Origin of the sequence: Buttiauxella noackiae, assembly GCF_000737905.1 — a bacterium.
Taxonomy (GTDB): Bacteria; Pseudomonadota; Gammaproteobacteria; order Enterobacterales; family Enterobacteriaceae; genus Buttiauxella; species Buttiauxella noackiae.
In genome coordinates this window covers 1,276,692-1,301,357 of sequence record NZ_JPRU01000001.1, presented here as the reverse complement: position 1 = coordinate 1,301,357, position 24,666 = coordinate 1,276,692, and the positions used below count along the sequence as shown (strand labels likewise).

General features: G+C 48.4%; 25 protein-coding genes and 2 tRNA genes. 14 read left to right on the top strand and 13 right to left on the bottom strand.

The genetic code is table 11. The features are described from left to right. The first annotated feature begins 6 nt into the window (after positions 1-6). On the top strand, positions 7-621 hold the full coding sequence (locus tag IX31_RS06035) for a TfoX/Sxy family DNA transformation protein (RefSeq protein ID WP_034457193.1): 615 nt from the start codon (positions 7-9) through the stop codon (positions 619-621). Here IX31_RS06035 and yccS read toward each other — a convergent pair. Together yccS and IX31_RS06025 are read right to left on the bottom strand one after the other, a co-directional pair. Then, positions 618-2,753: a YccS family putative transporter gene (gene yccS / locus IX31_RS06030; protein ID WP_034456314.1), complete on the bottom strand. Its 2,136-nt coding sequence runs from the start codon at positions 2,751-2,753 to the stop codon at positions 618-620. The genes IX31_RS06035 and yccS overlap by 4 nt on opposite strands. Before the next feature lie 25 nt (positions 2,754-2,778). Then, entirely contained in the window at positions 2,779-3,225 is a 447-nt protein-coding gene (locus tag IX31_RS06025) for a YccF domain-containing protein (protein ID WP_034456313.1), read from the bottom strand. Positions 3,226-3,356: 131 nt separating this feature from the next. Between IX31_RS06025 and helD the strand changes: the two genes are divergently transcribed. After that, positions 3,357-5,411, top strand: a complete 2,055-nt coding sequence (helD, locus tag IX31_RS06020; RefSeq protein ID WP_034456312.1) for a DNA helicase IV — start codon at positions 3,357-3,359, stop codon at positions 5,409-5,411. On the opposite strand, the gene mgsA is transcribed toward helD, so the two are convergent. Next, entirely contained in the window at positions 5,412-5,870 is a 459-nt protein-coding gene (mgsA, locus tag IX31_RS06015; RefSeq protein ID WP_034456311.1) for a methylglyoxal synthase, read from the bottom strand. Positions 5,871-5,965: 95 nt separating this feature from the next. Beyond that, complete coding sequence (gene csgI, locus IX31_RS06010; protein ID WP_034456309.1) at positions 5,966-6,631, bottom strand: curli synthesis inhibitor; 666 nt, start codon at positions 6,629-6,631, stop codon at positions 5,966-5,968. Between the two features lie 187 nt (positions 6,632-6,818). On the opposite strand from csgI, the gene IX31_RS06005 reads away from it, so the two are divergent. Then, positions 6,819-7,232 (top strand): CoA-binding protein, encoded by a 414-nt coding sequence (locus IX31_RS06005; RefSeq protein ID WP_034456307.1) that lies wholly within the window; start codon positions 6,819-6,821, stop codon positions 7,230-7,232. Between the two features lie 29 nt (positions 7,233-7,261). Here IX31_RS06005 and hspQ read toward each other — a convergent pair whose 3' ends face one another. Further along, on the bottom strand, positions 7,262-7,579 hold the full coding sequence (hspQ, locus tag IX31_RS06000; RefSeq protein WP_034456306.1) for a heat shock protein HspQ: 318 nt from the start codon (positions 7,577-7,579) through the stop codon (positions 7,262-7,264). A gap of 60 nt (positions 7,580-7,639) precedes the next feature. Beyond that, positions 7,640-8,830, bottom strand: a complete 1,191-nt coding sequence (rlmI, locus tag IX31_RS05995) for a 23S rRNA (cytosine(1962)-C(5))-methyltransferase RlmI (RefSeq protein WP_034456305.1) — start codon at positions 8,828-8,830, stop codon at positions 7,640-7,642. A 90-nt stretch (positions 8,831-8,920) separates the two neighbouring features. Between rlmI and yccX the strand changes: the two genes are divergently transcribed. Beyond that, positions 8,921-9,202, top strand: a complete 282-nt coding sequence (yccX, locus tag IX31_RS05990) for an acylphosphatase (protein ID WP_034456303.1) — start codon at positions 8,921-8,923, stop codon at positions 9,200-9,202. Here yccX and tusE read toward each other — a convergent pair. Together tusE and yccA are read right to left on the bottom strand one after the other, a co-directional pair. Further along, positions 9,199-9,528: a sulfurtransferase TusE gene (gene tusE / locus IX31_RS05985; RefSeq protein WP_034456302.1), complete on the bottom strand. Its 330-nt coding sequence runs from the start codon at positions 9,526-9,528 to the stop codon at positions 9,199-9,201. The genes yccX and tusE overlap by 4 nt on opposite strands. 107 nt (positions 9,529-9,635) lie before the next feature. Beyond that, positions 9,636-10,295 (bottom strand): FtsH protease modulator YccA, encoded by a 660-nt coding sequence (yccA, locus tag IX31_RS05980; protein ID WP_034456301.1) that lies wholly within the window; start codon positions 10,293-10,295, stop codon positions 9,636-9,638. Positions 10,296-10,521: 226 nt separating this feature from the next. Here yccA and IX31_RS05975 point away from each other — a divergent pair, with 226 nt between their 5' ends. From IX31_RS05975 to IX31_RS05930, 10 genes are all read left to right on the top strand, one after another. Beyond that, complete coding sequence (locus IX31_RS05975) at positions 10,522-12,150, top strand: ABC transporter substrate-binding protein (protein ID WP_034456300.1); 1,629 nt, start codon at positions 10,522-10,524, stop codon at positions 12,148-12,150. A gap of 151 nt (positions 12,151-12,301) precedes the next feature. After that, a tRNA-Ser gene (locus IX31_RS05970) sits at positions 12,302-12,389 on the top strand. 152 nt (positions 12,390-12,541) lie between these two features. Next, positions 12,542-12,629: transfer RNA gene (locus IX31_RS05965), tRNA-Ser, on the top strand. Between the two features lie 235 nt (positions 12,630-12,864). After that, positions 12,865-13,608, top strand: coding sequence for a FadR/GntR family transcriptional regulator (locus IX31_RS05960; protein ID WP_034456299.1), 744 nt, complete (start codon positions 12,865-12,867; stop codon positions 13,606-13,608). 23 nt (positions 13,609-13,631) lie between these two features. Next, a complete protein-coding gene (gene rpiB / locus IX31_RS05955; RefSeq protein WP_034456298.1) occupies positions 13,632-14,078 on the top strand; it encodes a ribose 5-phosphate isomerase B in 447 nt (148 codons plus the stop codon). A gap of 21 nt (positions 14,079-14,099) precedes the next feature. Next, positions 14,100-14,999: an NAD(P)-dependent oxidoreductase gene (locus tag IX31_RS05950; RefSeq protein WP_034456297.1), complete on the top strand. Its 900-nt coding sequence runs from the start codon at positions 14,100-14,102 to the stop codon at positions 14,997-14,999. Positions 15,000-15,022: 23 nt separating this feature from the next. Continuing rightward, positions 15,023-15,700 (top strand): amino acid ABC transporter permease, encoded by a 678-nt coding sequence (locus IX31_RS05945; RefSeq protein ID WP_034456296.1) that lies wholly within the window; start codon positions 15,023-15,025, stop codon positions 15,698-15,700. Positions 15,701-15,713: 13 nt separating this feature from the next. Beyond that, entirely contained in the window at positions 15,714-16,400 is a 687-nt protein-coding gene (locus tag IX31_RS05940; RefSeq protein WP_034456295.1) for an amino acid ABC transporter permease, read from the top strand. 18 nt (positions 16,401-16,418) lie between these two features. Then, complete coding sequence (locus IX31_RS05935) at positions 16,419-17,144, top strand: amino acid ABC transporter ATP-binding protein (protein ID WP_051880565.1); 726 nt, start codon at positions 16,419-16,421, stop codon at positions 17,142-17,144. Then, positions 17,141-17,983, top strand: a complete 843-nt coding sequence (locus IX31_RS05930) for a transporter substrate-binding domain-containing protein (protein ID WP_241767167.1) — start codon at positions 17,141-17,143, stop codon at positions 17,981-17,983. The genes IX31_RS05935 and IX31_RS05930 overlap by 4 nt, the downstream gene beginning before the upstream one ends. 114 nt (positions 17,984-18,097) lie before the next feature. Here IX31_RS05930 and IX31_RS05925 read toward each other — a convergent pair whose 3' ends face one another. The 5 genes from IX31_RS05925 to IX31_RS05905 all read right to left on the bottom strand — a co-directional run bounded on the left by IX31_RS05925 (position 18,098) and on the right by IX31_RS05905 (position 24,655). Then, a complete protein-coding gene (locus IX31_RS05925; protein WP_034456291.1) occupies positions 18,098-19,327 on the bottom strand; it encodes an HD-GYP domain-containing protein in 1,230 nt (409 codons plus the stop codon). A 334-nt stretch (positions 19,328-19,661) separates the two neighbouring features. Then, entirely contained in the window at positions 19,662-20,732 is a 1,071-nt protein-coding gene (locus IX31_RS05920; RefSeq protein WP_034456290.1) for an ABC transporter ATP-binding protein, read from the bottom strand. Next, a complete protein-coding gene (locus IX31_RS05915; protein WP_034456289.1) occupies positions 20,725-22,494 on the bottom strand; it encodes an ABC transporter permease in 1,770 nt (589 codons plus the stop codon). Before IX31_RS05915 ends, IX31_RS05920 begins: the two co-directional genes overlap by 8 nt. 142 nt (positions 22,495-22,636) lie before the next feature. After that, entirely contained in the window at positions 22,637-23,725 is a 1,089-nt protein-coding gene (locus IX31_RS05910) for an ABC transporter substrate-binding protein (RefSeq protein WP_034456288.1), read from the bottom strand. A 234-nt stretch (positions 23,726-23,959) separates the two neighbouring features. Beyond that, positions 23,960-24,655 (bottom strand): response regulator, encoded by a 696-nt coding sequence (locus IX31_RS05905; RefSeq protein ID WP_034456287.1) that lies wholly within the window; start codon positions 24,653-24,655, stop codon positions 23,960-23,962. Positions 24,656-24,666: the final 11 nt, after the last annotated feature.

Here is a 24,666-nt window from a genome sequence, read left to right as displayed (position 1 = left end):
ATATTCATGAAAAATAAATCATATGCAAGGATTCATCAATCCAAAGAATACTTATCTCCACTAGGAGAGATTGGCTGCCGATCGCTATTTGGTGGATATAGCCTAACGGTAGAAAACGTTGTGTTTGCCATGGTTTCTGAAGGGGAACTCTACTTGCGAGCATGCGAACAAACGGAAGTCTATTTTGTTAAACGAGCCTCACAACCACTGCTTTACAATAAACGTGGACGTACTATCGAACTCAATTATTACCGCGTTGATGAGGGGCTGTGGAGCGATCGGGAAAAGCTAGTGCAACTGTCAATGGATGCTCTATTCAGTGCCCGGCGCGAAAAATCCCGCCAGCGTGCTCAGCAAAGACTTAAAGATTTACCTAATTTAACGCACAGTCTGGAAATGATGTTGTGGGAAGTGGGTATTGCTGATGTGCGCACCCTTCATGCCTACGGCGCAAAGCGCTCCTGGATAAAGCTCAGGGGTGTTAAGAAAGGGCTTGGCGTGCAGGTATTGCTGGCATTAGCAGGTGCTATTTGCGGAATTCACGAGGCGGCACTCCCGGCGGCAACGCGCCAGGAGTTGGTCGAGTGGGGACATCACTACGAGCAACGCCAAAGGCGTTAATCGTGTTGTTGTGACACAAGTTGTTGAAGGCGCGATATCTCAGGTAATAGCGCAACCAGCAGACCAATCTGCTGAAGCACAAGTGGCTCTTTGGAGTCTGGTTGCGGTTCAAGTGTGGTTATGCGTTCAGATAGTCCCTGAAGTGCCTTTTGAACTCTTTCTTCATCTGTTGGTAGGTGATGAAGTGCATCGTCGACGTAGCACACCGCATCATCAAGCAGTAGTAAAATATCCTCGTTGGTCAGTCTTTCACGATGTGCACCTAACGCTGAGATATAACTATTGAAGGTATGATTCAGGCACAATAAGCGAAAGGCTGTTTCCCGCATCTCCGGTGAAACACGCGGTTCAGACGACATATTAGACACAACTGAAGCCAGTTCAGCATCTTTGTTATGTGCATCCCGGCGTGCAATACGATACTCCAGCCGATTGTCACGCCCCTGGTGGTATTGCTCAAGAATTGCGTCCAGATAACGGCAGTTAGCGTTAAATGCACGCTCAACCACTAATGGTAATCTGCGAAAACGCCAATCAGGCCAGATGAAACTTACGGCGGCCCAGGCGATGGCACATCCTAATAAGGTATCAAAGATACGTGGCATTGCGACTTCAAACCCTTCGCCCAACAGGTTGAAACAGAGCAATACCAGCAAGGTGATGAACATGGTGGCGTGCGCATATTGCACGTTGCGAAAAGCAAAGAAGAGCACACCAGTAATCACAATTAAAACAAGCTGTCCTTCAATTGATGGCACAAAGAACAATACGGGAAGCCCGACGGCCACGCCCACCAACGTACCGATAATACGCAAAGCCAGACGTCGGCGAGTAGCGCTGTAGTTAGGCTGGCAAACGAAGAGGCTGGTCAATAATATCCAGTAGCCATGTTTTAACCCGGTGAATTGAATAAACATATAGCCGACGCACAACACAACAGACATGCGTACCGCATGGCGGAATAACGCAGATTCTGGTGTCAAATTGCGTCTTAATCGCTGCCACATATCACCAAATCCAGTTAAGCGATCATCTAACAGGCGGTTTTCTATATCGCTGTGCGGAGCGGCGAGCGCTTGTTCAGACTCAATTGTTGCTAACTGAGCATCGATGGCGCGCAAATTACTCACCAGAAAGCCAAGTGCTTTTAATTCACTCGCCAGATATTGATCCGTTTTTAATCTCTCAATGGCGGCATCAAGATGGGTAAACGCCCGCTCGAACCGTGGGTCATGTTGATATTTCACACGTAATAAAACGGAACGTGAAAGCTGCAAACAGGCTTGAGACTGCATGGTTAACAGGCGTTGAAAGCGAAACATGATGTCGCTGTAGCGAAACTTATCGCGCAGTGCCTGGTACTGGATGTGAGAAGAGCTGGCCCGCTCGTGAATATCCTGTGCGACAAAATAGTAGTGCAGAGTCCGCCGAGTGCCTCGCTGCCCACGATCTCCGCGTAAACGCGTCAGCAACGATCCTTTGGTTTGATTCAAAACTGTCACAAGCTGGCTATTCGCCATCGCAAGTTCAAGCATTGGTGCCTGGCTTTCCTCTTCGATATCGGGGTCGAAGAGAGTTGCTTTGACTTCGAGATAACGCGCGAGGCTTTCATAACAGCGTGCCAGGTTATCCTGAAGCGGTCGAATCGGGAATACAAGATGTCCGGCAAGTGTCAGTAAGTTGTACCAGATGGCACCTGCCAGCAGCAAAATGGGTTGCTGATACCAGTGATCGTACAAAGAAATGCCGAGCATAGTATAGATGGCGATAAGCAGCGCCCCAAAAGCGATAGTGGCGTAACGCTGACCTAACCCACCCAGAAGAATGAATCCGCTCGTGGAAACCATTAGCCCGATACCAAACAGCACGGGCCATGGATATAACAGCTCCACCGATGCGGAAGCGATGAAGAAACTAATTAGAGTAATCAGAAGATTACGTAAACGTCCGGCGAGACGGTCATCTAAATCTGCAAGAGCTGCCGCAACAACGCCGAGCGTCAACGGAATAGTGAGTTTGACCTCGCCCAACCACCATGGGAAGGCAGCGGTGCCCGTAAGCGCAATGAAAATACGTAAGTTATAGAGCCAGGTGCTGTTCCAGGTATAGCGGCGCAGAATTGGGCTAAGCATTAATACTCACTATTCTTGTCAAATTTTACTGGAAACGACGTCGTGCATTAGCTTCACGTGCAGCCTGGGCAGTTTCTACAGAAACAACACGGCGACCAACGGGCCAAAGTGCAATCGCGGCTATCTTGAAGTTAGCGATTCCTACAGGAATGCCGATAATAGTGATGCACTGCGCAATCCCGGTGCAGATATGAAGCACACAGAGCCACCAGCCGAAAAACACCAGCCAGAGAATATTTAGCAGCGTACCGCCGGTATTCAGGATGGCACTTTTACCCTGTGGATTGAGTTCATCAACATGAACAGCTTCGTTGCCGTACGGAACGAACGAAAGTTTAGTTATCTCCCAGCAGGAACGAGTCAGCGGGAGAGTGAAAATAAAAATGATACTGACGAGAGTGGCCAGCAACCAAGAGAGAGTGGTGAGAAAACCACCCAGTACAAAGTTCAATACATTAAGGACTGTACGCATAATCACTCTTTGTTGGCATGAATATAGATAAATGAATAACCACAGCAATTGTAACGCGTTTTTACTCTGGAGCGTCATTCCTTCGGCGAGTAAACTTAACCACAACCATTTTTTGGATCAGGCAAAGCGTAATGGAATTGAAAGCGACCTCCCTTGGCAAACATTTAGCACAACATCCCTACAATCGGGTGAGATTACTGACTGCGGGTGTAGAGGTAAAGGGCGATCGTCATGAATACCTTATTCCATTCAATCAGTTAATCGCAATCAATTGCAAGCGCGGGCTGGTTTGGGGCGAACTGGAATTTGTCTTACCCGATGATAAAGTCGTGCGTTTGCATGGTACGGAATGGAGTGAAACGCAGCACTTCTATCATCACCTGAACGAACGCTGGCAGAACTGGAGCACTGAAATGAGCGAAGTGGCAGCTCAGGTGCTACAACAGCAATATGCCGAAATAACGCGCAGGGTGCAGCAAGAGAAATGGTTCAAACGCAGTGATATGCAGGCGCTACAGCAAAATGTTCGCGCTGCGTTTTCAGCGCTACCGCTGCCATTAGCACGGCTTGATGAATTCGAAAATTGCCGCGAGCTTTGGTTTCATTGTAAAGCCTGGCTTGAACAAGGTGATACGCGACGCCATCAGCGCAATACCGCTTTTACCAACCACATGCTGGAAAAATATGCTGACTTTTTCCAGCGCATCGAAAGTTCTCCGCTGAATCCTTCGCAGGCTCGTGCCGTCGTCAATGGCGAAGATTCACTATTAGTGCTCGCGGGGGCGGGGAGTGGCAAAACTTCCGTTCTGGTTGCTCGTGCCGGTTGGCTATTACAACGTGGCGAAGCCAGTGAAGATCAAATCCTGTTGCTGGCATTTGGGCGCAAAGCCGCGCAGGAGATGGATCAGCGAATTGCTGAACGCCTGAATACCGATGCTATTTCCGCGCGTACGTTTCATGCTCTTGCTCTGCATATTATTCAGCAAGGAAGCAAAAAAGTGCCACGGGTTAGCGAGCTGGAATCCGACACCACGGCACGCCACCAATTGCTAATTGAAAGCTGGCAACAGCAGTGTGGTGAGAAAAAAGCACAGGCAAAAGGCTGGCGGGAATGGTTACGAGATGAGTTGCAATGGGAAGTGCCAGAAGGTGAATACTGGAAAGATGAACGATTAGCTAAACGTCTGGCAAGCCGTTTAGATCGCTGGTTGGGGTTAATGCGTATGCATGGGGGTTCGCAGGCAGAAATGATTGCCGCAGCGCCTGACGAAATCCGCGATCTCTTTGCCAAACGCGTCAAGCTGATGGCCCCTTTACTGAAAAGCTGGAAAACAGCGCTGAAAGCGGAAGACGCAGTCGATTTTTCGGGCTTGATTCATCAGGCTATTAATGTGCTGGAAAAGGGGCGATTTATTAGTCCGTGGAAGCATATTTTAGTGGATGAATTTCAGGACATCTCGCCACAGCGTGCAGCGCTTCTTGCGGCACTTAGAAAACAAAACTCGCATACTTCGTTATATGCGGTGGGTGATGACTGGCAGGCAATTTATCGATTCAGTGGTGCAGAAATGTCGCTGACAACCGCCTTTGCTCACCATTTTGGTGATGCAGACCAGTGCGCATTAGATACCACTTACCGCTTCAATGATCGCATAGGTGAAATAGCGAATCTATTTGTACAGCAAAATCCGCATCAATTAGCTAAGCCATTAAATAGTCTGTCTAAAGGCGATAAAAAATCCGTTACATTGTTGGCTGATGATCAGCTTGAAGCCCTGCTGGATAAGATGAGCGGATATGTGAAACCGGAGCAGCGTATTCTTGTTTTGTCCCGTTACCATCACTTACGCCCTGCGATTCTGGAAAAGGCCGCAACACGCTGGCCAAAGCTCGCCATTGATTTTATGACTATTCATGCCAGCAAAGGGCAGCAGGCTGACTATGTTGTAGTGCTGGGGCTGCAGCAGGGGAAAGATGGTTTCCCGGCACTGGCGCGAGAATCGGTAATGGAAGAGGCATTGTTGCCGCAGCCGGAAGATTATCCAGATGCTGAAGAAAGGCGATTATTGTATGTGGCGATGACGCGGGCACGTCATCGAGTCTGGCTTTTATTCAACAAACAGGAACCGTCCAGTTTTGTCGATATCCTGAAAAATCTTGGCGTGCCCGCAGCAAATCGACCGTAATTACTTCAGTCGTTCTGCCAGATAATGTGCGTAATCGGGGATTAAAATTTCAACTGCCTGATTAAAACCCGGCGACTGAATAATAAAATCGGCGGTTGATAAGTTAGTTGCAACAGGTATGTTCCACACAGTTGCCAGACGTAGCAATGCTTTAACGTCAGGATCGTGTGGAACTGCATTAAGCGGGTCCCAGAAGAAAATCAGCACATCAATTTTCCCTTCGGAAATCAAAGCACCGACTTGCTGATCGCCGCCCATAGGGCCGCTTAACATGGCGTTGACATCCAGGCCACTGCCGCGCTGGATGAGATTTCCAGTGGTGCCGGTTGCGTACAATACATGATGAGAAAGATTGGCTTTATGGCGCTCAACCCATTTCAATAACGCATCTTTGCAGTGATCATGCGCAACCAGCGCAATATGTTTTTTTTCCGCCAGGGTGCGGGTCGTTAATTCCATTGGTTAATCCTGATTGATTTATATTGGCTACAGCTTACTGGAAGCCACTGATGCTGCAAGAGAAGGGTGTCAAAAATGCAGGATTTGGAAGTCAATTATTGCGTTGGATTATCTTTTGCCCATTGCAAGAAACGGTCGCGGGTAGGTTTATCTGCTTGTAGAAACCAATATCTGAGGCGCTGCTCGATTAATGTATCGGATTGACGAGGGGGAGTGTCGAGTTCAGATGTTTTCGAGAGTAGTTCGCTATCGTCAGCCATCATCGTAGCGAACCCTTTTACCGCCGCAGTTTTCCCGGACTTGTTGTAAAACTGAGTATCCCGTTCGTAATCAATTCCCTGTGGTGTAATTTTTACCGGCAAAATATCCACTTTCAATGGGATTACCGCAGCATCACCATCAAGCAACTGAAGATTGGGCGCCAGGTCAAATTCATCGCTGTCTTTATCATTTTCAATACGTGGGATATTGAAATTTACCTGGCTGACTTCTTTAGTGTTAAAAGTAACCACTAAAGGAGGGGAGATATAAAGACGCTGATCTCGTGTGTTGCTCCTGATATTTTTTTCCACACGAAAGACTAACTGATGAGGACCATTGTCCAACTCAATGCTATCAGCACCTCTTAGCAAGGAACTGGAAACTTTTTTCCCATCCAGTACCAGCAAGTCGATCTCGGTGGACAGGCGCAGGGTTGTCGCCCTCGATTCACCAGGCAAAAGAAGGAGCCAACATAGTGCGATAAAGAACACGGTTCTCATCAATTTCTCCTGCCTGAGGTTAAATAGGACCATCCCTTACTGAATGTTTCAAAGTTTTTCATATGGGCGGTTCATTAACATATAGACATATTCCCGAAAATTGCTCTACTACCTGTGTATGGGAAAGATGGTGAGTCAGTAACGGATGGCATACACTTCTAGTTACTGAGTCCCTGCGGAGAGAGTGATGAAACAGGTTGATATCGAAACTATTCTAAAAAACACCCGAACAATTGCGCTGGTGGGAGCCAGTGATAAGCCAGATCGCCCAAGCTATCGGGTGATGGCGTATTTGCTCGATCAAGGATATGAAGTGATCCCGGTGTCCCCAAAAGTGGCGGGTAAAACCCTGCTAGGGCAGCAAGGTTATGGCTCACTTGCAGACATCCCTAAGAAAGTCGATATGGTTGACGTGTTCAGAAATTCGGAAGCAGCATGGGAAGTCGCGCGCGAAGCGATAGCCATCGGCGCCAAAACGTTATGGATGCAGTTGGGCGTGATTAATGAGCAGGCTGCTGTCCTCGCGCAAGATGCCGGATTAAATGTGGTGATGGATAAATGCCCGGCGATTGAAATACCAAGACTAGGCCTGGCTAAATAATAAAAAACCCCGCGATTGCGGGGTTTTTGCTAATTACGTAGGCGAGGTGCCTGAAGCTGTTGCCGTATCGAAGCCGCCAATTCATCCATCGACGGTTGTTCGGGATGCTCGTCTTGTGACTCCCCACTTAACTGGGCTTCAGCAAGATAGGTATGCACTGCCTGGCCATCATCATCTTCCATCACTACATGATACCAGGGGGCACTGCGGAGGGCATCGTTGTCGGCCAGTTCATCTTCTGCTGGTTCATCCAGAGAGTATTCCGGGTCGATATCGACCACTACCCCCAGATAACCCAACAAAGAGTGTCGTACTTGCTGGCCTATGCCGAATTTGCTGGCAATCATAGTCACCTCCTGAGAAACATTACCTGCCATTAATGTGCGGGCAACATTCCATTTTTCAAGTTACATGACGCGACAGGCAAACCCTTTCAAATACAGCCCTTCCGGGTAGGTAGCGATCACTGGGTGATCGGCCGCCTGACGGAACTGCTCTATAAATTGTACATCACGCCCGGCATCTACGGCGGCATCAGCGATGATTTTCTGGAATAAATCTGTCGTCATTAAACCAGAGCAAGAGAACGTCATCAGAATGCCACCCGGATTTAACAGCTGAATTGCCAGCATGTTGATATCTTTGTAGCCACGGCAGGCGCCCATTAGCTGGTTCTTATTTTCGACAAATTTTGGTGGGTCCATAATGATTACGTCGAACTTCTCACCCTGATCGCGGTATTTGCGCAGCAGTTTGAATACATCATCACGCACGAATTCAGCTTTGCTCAGGTCAAGTTTGTTCAGCTCAACGTTTTGCTTCGCAACATCCAGGGCATCCTGAGAGGTATCAACACTGACAACCTGGCGACATCCACCCATCAGTGCGGAAACCGCGAAACCACCGGTATATGAGAAACAGTTCAGCACACGCTTATCTTTCACATATTGGCGAGTCGCAAAGCGGCTATCGCGTTGGTCAAGGTAGTAACCAGTTTTATGGCCGCCTTTAATATCGACCAGCAACTTCATGCCGTGTTCTTCGATTGGCAACAAATCAGGTGGCAGTTCACCGCTGACCGGGCCTTGCGCCAGTTCCATTCCTTCTTTCTTACGCACCGCAACATCGGAACGGTCGTAAATAGCGCATTCCGGATAGAGCTTTTGCAAAGCAGCAACCAGCGCAGGGCGTTGATATTCAGCACCAGCGGAAAGTAATTGCAGCACAAGGAAATTGCCGAAGCGGTCAATCGTCACACCGGGCAAACCATCAGATTCACCAGCAATCAGACGATAACTATCCAGCCCGTCACGAGCGGCGAGCCATTCACGCCAGACCTGTGCCTGCTGCAAACGACGAGTGAAGAAATCGATGTCGATACTTTCATTAGCATCGAAAGTCCAGACGCGTGCACGGATTTGCGAAGATGGGGAATAAGCGGCGCGTGCCAGCCATTTGCCATTGCTGTCAACAACATCAATTGTTTCACCGAGGTTGGCTTTGCCTTCCATACGTGCAACAGCACCAGAAAACACCCACGGATGACGGCGCAATAACGATTTTTCGCGCCCTTTGGTTAACACTAAACGTACACTCATAATTTGCTATGCTTTCTTGCTAAGAATTTGGCGCCATTTTCCGGGTTAGACCGGCTAAATGCAACGCAAGAACCCGAAACGGAGGAAGTTATGGCCACAGTATGCACACTTGCCTGGGTCCACGGCCTGGTTCAGGGGGTTGGGTTTCGCTACAGCACCCAGCGTGAAGGGTTAAAACTGGGATTAACCGGTTATGCCCGTAATATGGATGATGGCAGCGTTGAGGTATTAGCCTGCGGCGAAGCGCAGCAGGTTGATAAACTTATCGCGTGGCTGAAATCAGGAGGGCCGCGCAGCGCTCGGGTTGATAAAGTACTGACGGAGCCGCATCAACCCGATCGACAGTGGACTGATTTTAGTATTCGCTACTAAATACACTTCACCGGTTTTGGCAGGCCAGCAATTTTTGTCGCCTGCTTAGCCGGTCCTTTTGGGAACAAACGGTACAGATAGCGGCTGTTACCTTTCTCTTCGCCGAATTTGTTAGCCATTGCTTTGACTAGCATTCGAATTGCCGGGGAGGTATTAAATTCGAGGTAAAACTCGCGCACGAATCTCACTACTTCCCAGTGTTCAACTGCAAGGGTAATGCCTTCATTAGCGGCGATAACTTCGGCAAGCGGCTCGCTCCATTCCTGGCTATTTTTCAGATAGCCATCGGCATCTGTTTCTATTTCTCGGCCTTCAAACATCAACATAATTATTCTTTGCTCCAGACAAACTGGCGGCAGTGTAGCAAATTTTGGCGTATCAGAAAAAACAAAGCCCCGCGATAGCGAGGCTTTGGATGGGGAACAAACAGCGATTAGTCGCGGCTTGCGAAGCCCAGGATGCTCAACAGGCTGATAAAGATGTTGTACAGAGAAACATACAAGCTTACCGTTGCGCGGATGTAGTTGGTTTCGCCACCACGGATGATGTTGCTGGTCTCAAACAAAATCGCGCCAGAAGAGATCAGAATAAATACCGCGCTGATTGCCAGATGCAGAGCAGGCAGTTGCAGGAAGATGTTCGCAACCATACCCACCAACACCACGACTACGCCTGCCATCAGCATACCGCCGAGGAAAGACATGTCTTTTTTGGTGGTCAGCACATAAGCCGAGCAGCTAAAGAACACCAGCGCTGTGCCGCCTAATGCCATACCAATCACATCGCCCATACCGGCAGAGATGTAGGAATTAAGCATTGGGCCGAGGATGTAACCCAGGAAGCCGGTGAACGCAAAGGCAGCGAGAATACCCGTCGGTTTATCAGCCAGACGGTAAGTTAAAAACATCAGACCATACATACCTACCAGCGTCAGAATCAGACCTGGAGATGGCAGCATCAACACGGTGCTTGCGGTTGCGGTAATCGCAGAGAACGCCAGCGTCAGGCTGAGCAAGAAATAGGTATTACGCAGTACCTTGTGGGTACTTAGCAGTGACGAACGGTCACGCGAGGAAGTAATTATGCGATCCATTCAGAAACTCTCTCTTATTACAGGTGTATATGGTGAGTGAGAATAATAGCCTCCTTTATTGCAAGGAAGCCCTTTTACCCATCTTTACCTTGCTCTGATTTAATTCACAGATTCGATATCTGTCATAAAACTCACTTATATGTAGCTGAAAATTATTGCTTTAATCATTTCGGATGCTAAGAGTGTTAACCGTACCGTCGTTAATAACTCAAATAAGGCGTGTTTAATGAAAGCAAATAACCACATCACAATTATCAGATCGTTTGTCGCTATTGGCGTTGCTTGTGCAATTTCTGGGGTCTGGGCTGCCAATGTGCCAGCAGGAACAGAACTGGCTACGAAACAGGAATTAGTACGTAACAACGGCAGTGAGCCAGCCTCGCTTGATCCTCATAAAGTCGAAAGCAGTGTTGAGTCGAGTATTATCAGTGACTTTTTTGAAGGTTTGGTGGAAGTACGCAACGATGGTTCGATTGAACCAAGGCTTGCTGAAAAGTGGGAACAGAAAAGCGATACGGTTTGGGTTTTCCATCTTCGCCCTGATATTAAATGGTCCAATGGTGAGCCGATCACCGCTGAAGATGTGGTGTGGAGTTGGCAGCGTCTGGTTGACCCCAAAATAGGATCACCTTATGCGAGCTATCTCGGCAATATGCATGTGGAAAACGCTGCAGATATTGCAGAAGGTAAAAAATCCCCTGATACGTTAGGTGTTAAAGCGTTAGATGATGCGACGCTACAAGTTACGCTGACTCAACCTACCGCAGCATTCCTCGCAATGCTCTCACACACCTCGCTGGTGGTTGTTAATAAAGCCGTCGTTGAGAAGTTCGGCGACAAATGGACGCAGCCTGCGAATTTTGTGAGTAGTGGGCCATACACACTTTCTGATTGGGTGGTAAACGAAAAAGTCATCGGGGTGCGTAATAAAAACTATTGGGACGATAGCCACACCGTTATTAACAAAGTGACTTACTTACCCATTGCTTCTGAAACTGCCGATATCAATCGCTATAAAGCAGGTGAAATAGATATTGTTTTAACCGTCCCACAGACGCAGTTTGCTTCATTAAAAAAATCCATTCCGGATCAGGTTCATGTGACACCGAAGCTTGCAACCTACTACTACCAGTTCAATACAACCAAAGCTCCGTTTAATGATGCGCGCGTTCGCCGGGCGCTTAATATGGCGTTGGATAAAGACATCATTGCAGAGAAAGTATTAGGACAGGGACAGATCCCTGCCTGGGTTATCAGCCAGAAAAATATCGGTGGTGTAGAACTAAAATCCCCAGACTATGCGTCCTGGAGCCATGAGAAGCGTGTAACTGAAGCCAAAAAATTACTGGAAGAGGCTGGGTTTAATGCCTCTCACCCGTTGAGTTTTAATCTGTTGTACAACACCTCTGAATCACATCAGCGCATTGCGATTGCGGCCAGTTCAATGTGGAAGAAAAATCTGGGTGTTGAAGCGAAGCTGCAAAATCAGGAATGGAAAACGATGCTCGATACCATGCACAACGGGACTTTTGACGTCGTGCGCTATGCGTGGATTGCTGATTACGACGATGCGGCGACGTTCCTGAATAACTTCCGTACAGGCGATAGTGAAAACACCTCGAAGTACAGTAATGCTGCTTTTGATGACGCACTGAAAAATGCGGCGAAAGCAGACAACGTTGCGCAGCGCGGCAAGTTCTACCAGCAAGCCGAAGACCTGCTGGCGAAAGATGTGCCAGCGATTCCCGTTTATCACTATGTTTTAGTCCAGTTAGTGAAACCTTATGTCGGTGGGTACGCGCCAAATAATCTTGGCTTCTATTACACCAAAGATATGTACATCAAAAAGCACTGATAGTGGGGCGGGAATAACGGGTAATATCTGCTGTTAAACCAATCAAATTGTTGTAGTTTTACCCAAACGATACGGGATTGGTGATTAATCAGGCGAACGAACAAAATCGTGCTTTACATGAAGTATGGGGATGTTTATAGTTTGCCTCGTTGGAAGCGTGGCCGAGTGGTTGAAGGCACCGGTCTTGAAAACCGGCGATCCGAAAGGGTTCTAGAGTTCGAATCTCTACGCTTCCACCAACATTTCAGCCCCAGCTTAGAAATAAGCTGGGGCTTTTTCGTTTCTATTTGTTGATGTTTCAAACAAATAAACCAGATTTGATGATTTTTCAGGCGAACGAACAAAATCGCTCTTTACATGCAGTTTGGGTATGTTTATAGTTCGCCTCGTTGGAAGCGTGGCCGAGTGGTTGAAGGCACCGGTCTTGAAAACCGGCGATCCGAAAGGGTTCTAGAGTTCGAATCTCTACGCTTCCACCAACATTTTAGCCCCAGCTTAGAAATAAGCTGGGGCTTTTTCGTTTCTGTCGTTTACCACTCCAGGCTTACCCCTTCATCAGCAACGCTTCACCTACCAGTTCTGATATCAGCGCTTTTTAAATCATCTGCAAAGTTGATCACATAATGATCAGTTAAAAAAAGATCAACATCACATTAATATTTTATTAACATATCTACCATTGGTATTACCACTACAGACCACTGGTAATATTGTATGCAAATCAGTCGTGAAAAAACGGAACACATCAGCGGCTACGACCGGGTTGTTAAATTTTTGCGTGAGCAATTACTTTCCGGAGAGCTCAAAGCTGGAGACAGTTTGCTGCCTGAACGCGACCTCTCTGCAAGGTTAGGGGTTAGCCGGCCAGTATTACGTGAGGCGCTAAGAGCATTAGCTATGATCGGTGCTGTAGAAATCCGGCATGGAGTGGGGACGGTTGTAACTAAACCAGATGTCTCCATCCTGGGCGAGTTTTTCACCTTTGTTCTGGCACACCAGCCAAACGTGGTTGATGACGTGATGCAGGCACGTATCGCGATTGAACGCCAGGCCACGCGCCTTGCCTGCCGCAGGGCTGTTCAGAGTGATTACGACCGCCTGGCCGCATGTCTTAGCGATATCGTCGATACCATCCATATTCCTGAATCAGGCGGTCTTGCTGATTTTCGTTTCCATGAAGCCATCGTTAATGCTTCAGGCTCCCCAACGCTTATCAATATGTATCAATCGATCAGTGTGCTGATGCATCGATCCCACCTCGACAGACGCGAACAGATTATTCAACTCGAAGGTATTGAAGAGTTTCTTATCGATCACCATCGCGCCATTTTTGCCGCCATCGTCGATCGCAACGAAGAAAAAGCCGATGAATTACTGGGCCGCCATTTTGAGATTGGGGCCGATTTTCGCCGTCGCGCCACCATTCGCATGGTAGGCGGAGCCCCATTTGCAAACTAAAACCCACTCAAAAGGAAAGACAGATGCAGATAGTAATTGGTAGCGATCACGCCGGATTTCATCTCAAACAAGAACTCTCTCAATGGCTACGCCAGTGTGGGTATGAACTCGAAGATATTGGTAGTCATGACCCGGAACCTGTGGATTTTCCTGATATTTCTTACGCCTTATGCAGCAAAGTTCGTGAGGGTAACGGTAAACGCGGAATCCTGGTGTGTGGTACCGGTGTGGGCGCGGTGATTGCGTCAAATAAGGTGAAAGGTATTCGTGCCGCTGTCTGCCATGACGTCCATTCAGCACATCAGTCTGTCGAACACGATGACGTCAACGTCATGTGCATTGGCGCGCAAATTGTTGGCCCGTGGCTGGCACGCGATCTCATTGCTGCTTTTTTAGAGGCTGAGTTTGTCCAGGATGCCGACTTCATTCGTCGCGTAGAGAAGTTATCCCAGCTTGAGCAATCCAACTAATTAGCAGCAAGGAGAATGATGATGAATAACAATACTTCCGGCATCGTTGGTTTTCTTGGTTTAGGTGTGATGGGGCGGGAAATGGCCCGTAACCTTGCTCAGGCAGGCTTTACCGTACGCGCTTTTGACATTATCCCTGGCGCCGGTGATGCATTGCGCTCGTTTGGCGTAGAAATTGTCTCCGAGATTAGCGCTGTAACCCGCGACGCCGATATTGTCATTTCCATGCTGCCGGATACACCGCAGGTTGAAGATATTGTCCATGGGCCCGGCGGGCTGTTGTCCAATCCTCCACGCGGAAAGTTGTTTGTCGATATGAGTACCATCGCTCCAGAAGCTACGCGAAAGTTAAGCCAGGAACTATTAGCCGTCGGGGTCACTATGCTTGACGCCCCCGTTTCCGGAGGCCCAATTGGTGCTAAAAACGCCACGTTGAGCATCATGGTCGGCGGTGACGCTGGTGGGTTTGAACAAGCCACTCCTTATCTCAAAGCAATGGGCACCACTTTGAACCACGTTGGGGCATCTGGTGCCGGGCAGACCGTCAAACTCTGCAATCAGCTTATCTGCGGTATCAATATTCAGGCTATTTGTGAAGCGCTGGCTCTGGCGCGAGCCTGGAATATCGATTTGCCACAAATGCGTGAAGTGTTGCTGGGTGGATCTGCAGCTTCATGGATGCTTGAAAAGCTCGGGCCGGCAATGATCGAAGGGGATGTTTCGGCTGGTTTTCGTATTGACCTGATGATGAAAGATCTTCGTCTGGTGCTGGAAGCTGCGCAAAAACATCCGGTACCACTTCCCGCCACCGCGCTGGTTGCCACTCAGTATCAAAACGCACAGGCATACGGTGAAGGGGCAAATGGTAATCAGGCGCTATTCAAGGTTTATGACCGCCTAACCGGTCAGCAGACTCTTTGACCAAATGACATAGGTGAAAAATAATGGTCCTTGATTTCACTGCAATTTTTTCGCAATGGCAGCTGCTGATCGACGGTGCATTGTTAACTGCGAAACTTGCCATGGTTACCACGGTGACCGGTTTTCTTATCGGTACGCTCTGTGCCATTGCACGGCGTTCTCAATCTGTATTTTGTGCAAGAGTCGCGGCCATCTACGTCGAGTCGATCCGCAATACGCCGTTTCTGGTGCAGATATTCCTGGTTTACTTCGGTCTGTCTAGCCTGGGGTTTTCATTTACGGCGTTCACCGTCTCCGTTATTGCCTTAACGATAAACGTCGGTGCTTATACAGCTGAAATCATGCGCGCAGGATTTGAATCCATCCATAAGGGGCAGTGGGAAGCGGCTGAGACACTTGGGTTAACTAAATGGCAGCAATATTGGCATGTTGCACTGCGCCCGGCGATTGAGCGTGTATATCCATCGTTGACCAGCCAGTTCATTCTTTTAATGCTGGCCTCTTCAGTCACATCACAAATCTCTGCTGAAGAACTGACGGCAACCGCCAACTTCATACAATCAGAGACTTATCGCCCCTTTGAAACCTTCTTCATTGTGGCAGGTATCTATATTGCACTTTCTATGCTGATGCGCCTGATCTTTTGGTTGTTTGGGCTGGCAATTTTTCCTCGCCGTCGCCGACTTGGCACCATGATTTAGGGAGGACTGATAGATGAATATTCCCCTCAACTTTGCCCATATCCAATTCTTGCTCGAAGGCACGTTATGGACGATTAATTTATCGCTGATGGCTTTTATCGGCGGTGGATTGATGGGTTTTCTTATTGCACTTGGACGTATTGCCCCCGTCAGACCGCTGCGTTTACTGGTCAGCCTGTGGGTTCAGCTGATTCAGGGTACACCGTTACTGATCATCATGTTTATGATCTATTTCGGTTTGCCGCAGCTCGGTTTTTCAATTTCACCACTGCTGGCTGCGGGCGTTTCTCTCACTATTTATGCCAGCGCTTATCTTGGTGAGATTTGGCGGGGATGCATTCAGTCTGTTCCTCGCGCGCAGTGGGAGGCCGCTGAATGTCTGGCGCTGTCACGCACACAACGCATGTTTAAAGTTATTTTGCCACAGGCCATCAAACTGGCGACGCCACCAACGGTGGGGTTCTCTGTACAAATTATCAAAAACACTTCGCTGGCATCCGTTGTCGGGTTTGTCGAATTGGCTCGCGCTGGTCAGTTAATTAACAACTCTATTTTTGAGCCTTTCATTATTTATCTCATTGTTGCAGCTGTGTATTTCTGTCTCTGCTTCCCGGTATCTGTATTAAGCCGAAGGCTGGAGCGGGGCGCTCCTGAGAAAAAAGCCAAATTATTGCAACCTGCTACTCCACGAATCACTTAAGCGCTGAAGGTAATCAATATGTCCATTATTACATTGAGCAATGTGCAAAAGAGCTTCGGCCCTAACCCGGTGCTTAAGGACGTCTCTTTTTCTGTTAATCAAGGTCAGGTCATCGCACTTATTGGTGCCAGCGGCTCAGGAAAAAGCACTGCACTTCGCTGTATTGACCGCCTGGAAACTATTGACGGCGGCAGCATCGAGGTCTGCGGGCATAAAGTCGAAGATCCGCGCCTTGATTTACGTAAGCTGCGTCAGGATGTGGGTATCGTGTTTCAGAGCTACAACCTGTTCCCCCATTTAACGATTGAGCAAAACATTACACTCGGCCCGGTGTCGGTGAAGAAAATGCCGAAAGCAGAAGCCAGAAGATTAGCGCTATCGGTACTTGAGCAGGTCGGGCTGGCTGACAAAGCCGATAGTTATCCGGAACAGCTTTCGGGTGGGCAACAGCAACGTGCTGCCATTGCCCGTTCGTTGGCGATGAAACCGAAAGTCATGCTATTCGATGAGGTGACATCTGCGTTAGATCCCAAACTCACCGGCGAAGTGTTGCGGGTTATTGAGCGGCTGGCCGGTAGCGGCATGACCATGATCATGGTGACCCATGAGATGAACTTTGCACGCCGGGTTGCCGATAAAGTGATTTTTATGCACCAGGGAACCGTGCATGAAAGCGGCACGGTAGCCATTTTGAAAACGCCGTCTACTGAGGCGCTGCAGGAGTTTGTTTCAAACGATCTTTGACAGAAAAAACTGTTTTAGCCCTATACGCAATCAGGAGAATAACAATGAACCCTACAAAAAACATCGCATTGCTCGCAACATTGCTCTGTGCCTCTTTGTCATTACCTGCCCTGGCAAACACGCTCGAGGATATTCAGAAACGCGGAGAGCTACGAGTCGCAACGGATATGGCTATTCCGCCATCGGGGATGCTGGATGCCTCAATGAAACCTGTCGGTTCTGATGTCGAGACTGCAGAGCTGTTGGCCAAGGACTGGGGTTTGAAGCTTAAGTTTATCGAAACCACAGGGCCAACCCGCATTCCAAACTTACAAACGGGTAAAGCGGATATTGTGATATCGACGCTGTCAGTGACGCCTCAGAGAGCAGAGGTTATTGATTTCACCAGAGCCTATGCAGGTTTGCGCTCAGTCATCGCGGCGCCCGCTGCCACTAAAATAAGTGACTGGAACGATCTTAAAGGGCGTGCCATCACGGTTACACGCGGCACGACACAGGACTCAATGTTAAGCAAAGATGCAATGAAGAAGGGTTATACGCTCCAGCGTTATGATGACGATGCAACGTTGGTTACCGCCGCCGTCAGCGGGCAGGCTTACGCCGTTGCAACGTCAGCGACACTCGTTAACCAGATAAAAAAACAGAATCCAAAGCTGAATTTTGAGCCAAAGATGACGCTGACTGTTTTTGATTTGGCGATTGGGCTGCAAAAAAACCAGCCTGAGTTGAAAGAAAAACTTAATGAGTGGATCGAAACTAATATTAAAAATGGAAAGTTAAATGCTATATACGAAAAGTATCATGGCGAACCCATTCCGCAGGAAATATTGAATCGCTAAGGAATGTACGTAATTTAAAATCAAACGGTAATCGCAGGGCTAATGCTCCATGCGCCCATATTTAAACTTGCTGAATATATCTGGCAATTAAGAATATGGGCGCTATTTTTACCATTAATAAGAATGCATCAAGTCCATATTATTAGTAATGTTCATCACCTCTTGCCGGTGTTCCAGCAACAGATTAACCAGTTTGCTATCAAGGGAGTTATTTTCGGCTTCCTGATGAAGGATTTCGCTCACTCTCTTCGCAGGCATTGCGGTGCGATAAGGCCGGTTTTCAGTCAGTGCGACAAACACATCAGCAATCGAAATTATCCGGCACTCTTGCCCAATTTCGTCACCAGCCAGACTAAATGGATAACCATAACCATTGGGTTTCTCATGATGCAGAGCTGCCCAGCGCGCGATATCGGTGATAGCGTCAATGGATGAAAGCAACTCAAAAGTATGATAACTGTGGCTTTTTAATATCGCGATATCTGCATCATCAAGTTTGCCTTCTTTGTGTAATAGACTCATCGGAATGGCCAGTTTCCCAATATCATGCAGATAGCCTGCCAATTCAATTTTCTTACACTCAACTTCAGAATAGTGGCATTTCTCAGCAAGAAATCTGGCAACAATTCCCACATGCAGTGAGTGACGGCAGGTGAAATTACAGTGCATATCAATAATGGTATTAAGCAATAACCCAAAATCCATTAGTTCATCGAGATTGATTGTTTTATCTGCTATAGGGGAATACATTCTCAAGAGATTTAATGGTAAGGGTCTGGATAATGCCAACCAAAAATAAGTTTTATTTGCCAGACGAAGAAATGCCTCAAGTACTAACGGGTGGAAACGTGTTTCCACTTCCTCTTTAATCAATTCAATGCAGCGTTCAGCTGGCGACTCATGCCCGCTTTTTTGTAATTTAAGGTATTGAATGTCGATGCGATCGGCCAGGTAGATGATATGGCTGGCGAAGGGAATACGCTCATCATTCTGATATTCACCCCGGCCATAACCCCATTTCCGATGATGATGGAGGATGATTGATGCTTTATCCGCCAGTAAAGGAACCATCTTAAAAATGGCAGCACCATAGGTTGCATGGGCATGGCTATAAGGTTCTTGATCGTCGATGGCGATTAAATAGTCTTTTTTTACCAGGCCACCAATATCATGAAGCAATGCAGAAATAAAAACATCTTCGCGGTATTTAGGTACTAATTTGAGCTCAGCAGCCAGCTCATTCGCGATGAACGCCGTCCTTTTATGATGACCATTCAATTCAGGTGCACTGGTTTCGATCGCTAATGCAATCGTTGATAAAACCTGAAAAAGATTTATTTCCACATTTATTCCTGTTGTACCCAAAAAGGAATACTTATTTGTATATAAATTAAATATACCTATAATTGGGGATGTTTTATTTTATATGGACAAGTTTCATTAAGTAATGATGTGTTTATCTAAAGCATTTTATTGTTAATTGCATTCACAATTTTTTGACAAAGTATTTTTTATTTATCATGAAAAATATAAATTAGTCGCGCCTTGAGATTGTTGCGCGTTGATTTAAACCAATAACGAAATGAAAAGCAATGTGTAAGTTCTGATGATAATACAGCCGTGACTGGCACAGAACGAATGAGGGCAGGGAGCTGCTAACCACGGCTCCCTGCATCCATCAGGATTTAGGGAAAATCCAGACATGTTCCTCAGGTAATGCCAGATGGCAATGCTGGGGATCGCGAACACTACTGCCATAGGCGCGAATGACAAAATCATCGCCTGAAGTACGGAACAAGTATTCCCAGCGATCGCCAAGATACATGCTGGTTAGCAACGGGAGTTCAAGTTGGTTTTCGCCAGCGCCGTCAACCAGCACTACGCGTTCCACGCGGATAACAGCCGTCCCTTCCTGACCACTTTGCACACCTTCACCCGCTTGTCCCCACAACGCCCAGTCTTTGCCTTCAATACGCGCTTTTCCGTCACGTACCTCGGTGACTTTTCCGTGCAGGCGGTTGTTACTGCCCATGAATTCTGCGGTAAAGAGAGTCTTTGGTGAGCCGTACATTTCCTGTGGCGTACCTTGCTGTTCGATTTTGCCGTTATTGAGCAACAAAATTCGGTCGGAAATTGCCATCGCCTCATTCTGATCGTGCGTGACCATCAAGGCCGACAAACCGAGTTTGATAATCAACTCGCGCAGAAATACGCGTGCTTCTTCACGCAATTTGGCATCGAGGTTTGATAACGGTTCATCAAGCAGAATCACCGGTGGGTTGTAGACCAGCGCTCGGCCAATTGCTACGCGTTGTTGCTGACCACCAGAAAGTTGGTGCGGATGGCGCTTACCCAGATGCCCTAGCCCAAGCTGGTTCAGCACATCCTGTACACGTTGAGTCATTTCAGCGGCAGCGACTTTACGCAGCTTCAGCGGATAGGCCACGTTTTCGAATACGGTTTTGTGCGGCCACAGTGCGTACGACTGGAATACCAGCCCAAGATTGCGCTCTTCGGCAGGGATCTCGCTGCGCGGCGTGCCGTCGTAAACTTTGTTTTGCCCGATGGTAATCGTGCCCTGGGTGGGTTTTTCCAGCCCGGCAACGGCGCGTAATAATGTGGTTTTACCGCTGCCTGATGGCCCGAGCAAAGAGACCACTTCGCCGCGTTTTAGATTCATGGAAACACCCTTTAATACCGGGTTGTCGCCGTAGGTTAAGTGCAGGTTCTCGACCGTTAATTCAATCATGCAATTTGACTCCAAAACGAAGGGCAATCCCCAGACCTACCACCACCAGCAGGATGTTAATAAACGAGAGTGCGGCAACAATATCAATGGCTCCGGCGGCCCATAGGGAAACCAGCATTGAGCCGATGGTTTCAGTCCCCGGTGCAAGCAGGTACACGCCGGTTGAATATTCGCGCTCAAAAATCAGGAACATCAGAAGCCATGAGCCAATCAGGCCGTAGCGTGATAACGGAATAGTGACGTGGCGAGTGATTTGCCCGCGCGTGGCACCGGTGCTGCGCGCAGCTTCTTCCAGTTCCGGCCCGACTTGCAGCAGCGTTGAGGAAATGAGTCGTAGGCCGTACGCCATCCATACAACGGTATAGGCCAGCCAGACGCTGAAAATGGTACTGCGCAGCGATCGCAGCCACACCACCAGGTTATCGCGTAACCACTGCGACCACGGCATCCCGGAAAGCCAGCCGGATTTGAGGGCGTTATCGAGCCACATCGGCAGGAACAGGAACACCCACAGGAAGGCCAGACCGGCCAGTAGCCCAGGAACCGCGCGTGGCACCAGCACGCTGTAGTCGAGGAAACGCGTAATATTGTCTGGTTTGCGGTGCATAGCGATACCGATAAACAGATAACAGGCAACAGCCAGAGCGCCACCAATAACACCAATCGCCATCGAGTTAACAATGGCGCGCAGCAGGTTCGGCTGCTCCCAGATAGTGCGGAAAGTTTGAAGCGACAGTTCATCCCAGAGGGATACACCTACGCCCCAGTTAGAAATAAACGCGCGCAACATCACGCCGATTAGCGGAACACCGATAGTCACTGTTAACCAGAATGCCACTACTGCACCGGCTACCCAGCGCCATTTCCCCAGCGGCAATGCACGTGCCTGTGATGCTTTGCCTTTAACCGTTACGAAGCGGTTGGCGGTTCGCATCAGGCGGCGCTGCAACATCACTAACGGGATAGTAATGCAAATCAGCACCACGGCAACCGCGGCCATCAGGTGATAGGAAGGCGTGCCGAGTTTATTGGTCAACTGATACAGGTAAGTGGCCAGCACCATGTTGCCTTCCGGGTCGCCAAGCACCAGCATCAGACCGAACACTTCAAGCCCAAGGAAGAACAGCAAGACGGTGGCGTACAGAATAGAAGGGCGCACCATCGGCAGGCTGACGGCGGTCATTACCTGTAACGGCGAGGCACCGGATATTCGGGCAGCCTCTTCGACATCAGACCCCACGCTGCGCAGAGCTGAGGAGATGTAGAGATAAGCGTGTGGAACATGTGTTAGCCCGGCGATGACCACGATGCTAGACATGTCGTAGATATTCCACGGCACGAAACCAAGAATGGATTGAGCCCACAGCGAGAAGAAGCCTACCGGACCGGCGGCGACAACATAGCCAAATCCCAGAACCATCGGCGAGACAAAAATAGGCACCAGGATCAGCGGTTCAATCAAACGTCTGCCTGGCAAATCGGTGCGCACCATCAGGAACGCCAGAATGCCCCCCAAAGGGATGGCTATGACCACAAGGCCGATGGCGAGAATAAATCCGCTTTTCAATGCCCTGTAGAAATCGGGATCGGTAAAGATGAAGCCAAAAGATTCAAGGCTCCACTCTTTTGACGGTGAAAAGAATGGCGCAGAGAGGAAACTTTGTATCACGATAAACGACAGCGGTATGTAGATAACCAGCGCGGTTATTAACACCACAATGCCGCGTGGCAAGCTTTGCCACTTTCTGAGTAATGCACTCATGGGCTTCCCTTAAATGTCGGATGGCACTAACACTTATCCGACCTACGAATGGTCTTGAATGTCGGCTGTCGCAAACGTAAATCTGACCTACGTTGCAGGTTTTGTAGGGTGGATAAGCGAAGCGCCATCCACCGCTTGTGTTTTATTTGGATGCGGCAGCACGCCACTCTTTGATGTAATCCAGGCGTTTTTTCTGTTGCAGATATTCCAGCAATGTTTCATCCACAGGGATTGGCTTGAGCGCATTGCCTAACATTTTCGTCATACCGTCGATATCATTTTTGCCCTCGATATCGTTACGGATGGACGGGATGTCTGCCTGATTTGCCAGGATGCTTTGCCCTTTTTCAGACAGTACGTAGTCCAGCCACAATTTCGCGGCATTGCTGTTTTGCGCTTGCTGACTGATAAACGACACGCGGGACAGCACCAGGGTGTAATCCTTCGGATAGGAAATACCCAGTGAAGGATCGGTTTTGGCGCGGGCTTCAGCGTAGGAACCCAGAATGTTAAAGCCGATCAGGTTTTCACCTGATGAGACCCTTTCCATCATGGTGCCAGTAGAGGACTGCACAGAGAGGCCGCCTTTAGCGACATCAGCCAGGGTTTTGAAATAATTCGGGTCAGCTCTGAAATCCTGTACAGAAAGCATGAAGCCCAGGCCGGATTTCTCAATGTCGTACGTGGTGACTTTTTTGCTGAATTTATCAGGCTGGCTGGCGATAAGTTTTGCCAGTGCGGTGTGGGAATCAGGCACTTCATTCGCCGGAATCAAACGTTTGTTATAGATAAACACTACCGGCTCGTAAGTTGTGCCGTAGGCTTTGTCTTTCCACACAGCCCATTTTGGCAACTGACCCTGCTCAGGGGATTTATATTCCTGTGCATAGTCGACAGCCAGTTTCAGCGCGGTGTCCATCGAGGAACTCCAGATCACATCGCCACTGGTGCCACCCGCCGCCTGTTCGCTGATATAACGGTTATACAGTTCAGTACTGTTCATATCGTTATATTCAACTTTAATGCCGGGATATGTAGCCTCAAACCCCTGAATCAACGGGCCTGCTGCTTTGGTGTCGGTGGTTGAGTAGATGACCACTTTGCCTTCTTTAGTCGCAGCATCGATGACTTTTTGGTAGTCAGCCGGATAGCCTTGGGGAAGGGCAGACATTGCGGAACAAGAGATCAGTACAGCGGTAGTAATGACAGAGAGATGTATTTTATTTAACATTATTATTAACCTTTAGCTGCATTTGAGTAACTAACGATCAACATAACGCATGAAATCTGACAGGCAATGGGGGGATATTTCCTAACTTCTCGAATTGTGATTCGGGGCTTTTTTTAGGCAATTAACACCATTAAAACCGTGAAAGCGTGCGGCAATGTCGCATGACAGAATGCTTTTCTGGACTACAAAAAATATGTATTTCCCCACCGTTGAAGGTGGGATAAACCGCAGGTCTTATCCATCTATTTTGCGGTACAGCCGTCGCGGGTGGCCGATATTTCCGTATTGCATTTCGACACCGATAATGCCCATCTCCACGCAATACTCCAGATAACGGCGCCCCGTGGTTTTACTGATTCCGACTTCTTCCACCACCTGTTCTACCGACCAACTGATATCAGGTCTGCTCGTAAAAATGCGCTGAACTTTCTCCAGCGTATTTGGCTCAATGCCTTTCGTGGATGGGGCTGAGGCCGAATTGATGGCGGGTAGGTTATACAATCGGTCTAGCGCGTTCTGATCAACCGTCTTCACATGACGCAACGTTTTGACCAGTTGCATAAAGCGCTCAAGCGAACTGCGCAGGCGGTGAAATGAGACGGGCTTAATGATGTAGTCAAACGCGCCGCTGCGCATCGCCTGGCTGCAAGTTTGCATGTCGCTGGCAGCCGTAATGAAAATCACCGAACAGTCAAAGCTCTTAAGCAACGGGCTATCGATTAAATCCACTCCCTGGCCATCTGGCAAAAAGTTATCGAGTAATATCAGCCGTGGCTGATGTAACTCCAGTAGGGTGCGGGCTTGCTCAAGTGTCGCGGCAATACCCACGACACGCAGATGAAAATTTTGCTCGATAAAATCGCGATGCAAACCGGCAAGGTGGGGTTCATCTTCCACGATGACGACATCAAATGAGTTGCTGTTATTCATGGTAATACCCT